Genomic DNA, 1,918 nt, shown 5'->3' with positions numbered 1-1,918 from the left:
TAGAGTGAAAGGCTGGGCGGGGCCCAGCCCCTCCTCATCAAACCGTACGTGAGGTTTTCCCTCATACGGCTTTCCGATGTTCGTCATCATGAGCATGCAGATTACAAGAGCGTTTTAAGTCCATATTGAATAGACAAAGACTTCACTTCGCGCAGCGAACTCAACCATCGTCTGCGTTTGTGTTTCTTAGCATACCACTTCGCAAACCGCTGCCGGATATACCAATCCAACTTCGCCATCTTCCTCTGGCTGTAAGCTGTGTAGTAGTAATTGCGCCAGCCTTGAATCTTTGGATTCAGGTACTCCACGTGCTCTTCGAAACTCAGGCGTCGCATACCTGGCGGAGCTAATCGCTCTTTTACCCCTTCCCGTATTCGCTCTTCCGCCTTCCGGCACAACCACTGCTGGGTTGTGTAGTACACTTGGCCTTTGGATGTTTCGGCCTTCGTCTTTCGATGATGCATGCCCAGAAAATCGAAGCCTTCTTCCCCAGTCCAAAGTCCAACGATGCGCGTTTTCGTGGGGTGCAGGGTTAATTCCAGGCGTTCCATAATCGCTCGTATGAGTTCATAGGCCCGCTGTGCGTCCTTCTTCGTCTTGCAGATGATCACCAGATCATCTGCATAACGCGTCAGTTCCCCAAGCTTACCGCCATGTCGTTCCCACAGAAGATCAAAGTAATTCAGGTAGATGTTCGCCAGCAGTGGTGAGATCACTCCCCCTTGCGGTGTACCCAAGTCTGAGCGTCGGATGTTTCCTTCTTCCATCACTCCCGCACCTAACCACTTCCTCACCAACTTCAAGATTCGCCTGTCACTGATCCGCATTTCGATCAGCTTCATCAGTTTCTCCTGATTGATGTTGTCGAAGTAGCCTTGGATGTCGACGTCGACCACCCAATTTCCTTTGCGGTTGCATGCTTTCCGGATTCGCTCCAACGCCTGTTTCGCGCTCCGCTTAGGCCGAAAACCGAAAGACGTGTCCTGAAAATCCGCCTCGAAAATGGGTTCCATGACGAGTTTGGTCGCCATCTGGATGACGCGGTCTCTCACCGTCGGGATCCCCAGCGGTCGCAGTTTGCCATCTTTCTTCGGGATGTAGTGGCGTCTAACGGGTTGTGGATGGTACTTCCCTTCTTTCAGTAGCCGTTGACATTCAAGCACAAAACGCATTTCTCCCTGTTTCTCGATGTCTGCCAACGTCTCTCCATCCACTCCTGCCGAGCCCTCGTTGGCTCGTACCCTTCGCCACGCTTCCCATAAGATGTCTACCCGATAGACCTTGTCGTACAGCGCGTGAAATCTTCGCTTCTTGTTCTCCTTGGCCGCATGACCGAGTTTCCCTTGGAGTTCTTGAACGTTTTCCTCTGGTGTTGTTAGCCGTTTGGCATTCACTGACTCGTACCTCCTCAAGAAACTTGAACAAAGCAGGGCTCCTTCCCTCCCGCAGGTTGTGTTGTCCTGCGTTCCACGGTACTATGAGCCCCTCGGACTCCCTTCCTGCAGACCGTTCACTTCACCTCTGGGGCTTATAGAAGGCCTCTTTACGGTTTCTGCAACCGTGCAGGGGAGGGCCTCCCCAGTTCACTGCATCCTCTTTCATACCATGCCGTTCCCTCTACGCCGGAGGATTCTTCACTGCCGCTCCAAGTTCTAGGCAGCTTCCATGGCCTTCGTCCATGTACGCGGGACTCGGCTTCCTCTTTTCCCTCTTGCGAGGCCTTTTTGACGACGCGGCAGGATTCACTTTCATGTTACGGCCTGGTATGTTGCTCGCCCTGCCTCTGACAGGTACTTTCGTCGATACGCTTCTACGTACAGATTTCGCCATACGTAGGTATCCTAGCTACGCGGGGGCTTGGCCCTTCCCGCGACCGGACTTTCACCGGCTAGAAGATGCGTGCTTAGCTGGGCACGCC

1 protein-coding gene is annotated in these 1,918 nt (G+C 53.3%); it reads right to left on the bottom strand.

The window, feature by feature from the left end:
* Positions 1-101 precede the first annotated feature (101 nt).
* Positions 102-1,394, bottom strand: a complete 1,293-nt coding sequence (gene ltrA, locus POTG_RS20385; RefSeq protein ID WP_009226730.1) for a group II intron reverse transcriptase/maturase — start codon at positions 1,392-1,394, stop codon at positions 102-104.
* Positions 1,395-1,918 lie beyond the last annotated feature (524 nt).

The sequence above is a fragment of the Paenibacillus sp. oral taxon 786 str. D14 genome, from assembly GCF_000159955.1.
In the GTDB taxonomy this organism is placed as follows: domain Bacteria; phylum Bacillota; class Bacilli; order Paenibacillales; family Paenibacillaceae; genus Fontibacillus; species Fontibacillus phoenicis.
The sequence above is the reverse complement of the archived record's forward strand: the minus strand, read 5'-3'. Positions and strand labels throughout refer to the sequence as shown.